Genomic DNA, 1431 nt, shown 5'->3' with positions numbered 1-1431 from the left:
GTTTCTATTTTTGTATGAAGTTCGCTTTCTTGCTTTTTCACATCATCGAGATCTGAAAGCAGTTGCTGCCATTCTCCATGCAATTGCTCAATTTGAGTCACAAGTAAAGAGACCTCCACTTGCTTGAGATCCTCTTTCTTTTCCAAGTAGTCTCTAGCTACAGCAGCTTGTTCCTTCAGAGGTTCGAGCTGTCCATCAATCTCATGAATGATGTCTTCAACCCTGTTCAAGTTTTCCTGCGTCTCCGCTAACTTGTACTCTGCTTTTTTCTTTCGTTGTTTATATTTCAACACGCCGGCTGCTTCCTCAAAGATAGAGCGGCGCTCTTCGGCTTTTGAGCTTAAGATTTCTTCTACTTTGCCTTGGCTGATAATGGAGAAGGCTTCCCGGCCAAGTCCAGAATCCATAAATAAGTCGACAATATCCTTCAGACGACAAGCCTGGTTATTGATGTAAAATTCACTTTCACCCGTCCGATACACTCTTCTGGTAACACTGACTTCTTGATAATCAAGAGGAAGTGTCTGATCTTTGTTGTCCAATGTCAACGTAACTTCTGCCATATTCAATGGATTCCTAGAATCACTACCTGCAAAAATGATATCTTCCATCTTGGTTCCTCGAAGGGATCGGGCGGATTGCTCCCCTAATACCCATCGGATGGCATCGGTAATATTACTTTTTCCACTGCCGTTCGGCCCTACGACCGAGGTGACTCCGGAAACAAAATCAACGGTCACACGTTCGGCAAATGATTTAAATCCTACTGTATCCAATTGTTTGAGGAACATATTCATCCTCCTGTATATTCACAATCATTCTTTTATCTAACTTATTTATTCTATCATAATCCCTTACTGTACGGTAGGAACCATTGTCATCCTTTTTTCGTCCCTTTCGATCACTTTTCAGAATAGGGTTTTAAAAAATCGCAAAGTGTCTTATCATATGTACTAGCGCAAAAAACAGGATCTGCTGAGGAGGATATATGTTGAGCTTAGAACAACCTACGCAAGAAAACCTTGAAACAATCATTCATGATATGGCGGACAAACTGCAAGTCGTCAACCGCTCCATCATGGATCCAGAAGATTATGATCTGGAAAAATACGAGGAGATCAAATCCTTACATGATATTATTCTAATGAAGGGGCAGCTAAGCGTATCAGAAATTCAAGCCTTCGTTCAAGAACTAGGACAATATCGTAAAGATTCATAGTCACCTCTATAAAACTTTAAACGAACCTCCATGGCTTTCATCGGTCATGGAGGTTTTTTGTGTTTTGGACCACTATACGTAAAATTGACTGTCTATCCCATTAAAGCTCCCTATCCCGGAAGACTCAGTTTCAAGACCTCTTCCTATTTCCGTTGCCTTGGATAGAAAAAGGAGGTACGGGAAATCACTCGCTTTCCATGGGCATGTGGTGA

Annotated in this window: 2 protein-coding genes; one reads left to right on the top strand and one right to left on the bottom strand. The window is 41.4% G+C overall.

The genetic code is table 11. The features are described 5' to 3' along the window. Window positions 1–791: chromosome segregation SMC family protein (locus LD39_RS21355; RefSeq protein WP_035553797.1), on the bottom strand; the 791-nt coding region annotated here is incomplete at its 3' end. A gap of 200 nt (window positions 792–991) precedes the next feature. Here LD39_RS21355 and LD39_RS21350 point away from each other — a divergent pair. Beyond that, window positions 992–1219 carry a DUF1128 domain-containing protein gene (locus LD39_RS21350; protein ID WP_035553799.1) on the top strand — a complete coding sequence of 76 codons (228 nt, stop codon included), beginning with the start codon at window positions 992–994 and terminating at the stop codon, window positions 1217–1219. Window positions 1220–1431 lie beyond the last annotated feature (212 nt).

The sequence above is a fragment of the Halobacillus sp. BBL2006 genome, from assembly GCF_000786645.1.
Taxonomy (GTDB): domain Bacteria; phylum Bacillota; class Bacilli; order Bacillales; family Halobacillaceae; genus Halobacillus.
The sequence above is the reverse complement of the archived record's forward strand: the minus strand, read 5'-3'. Positions and strand labels throughout refer to the sequence as shown.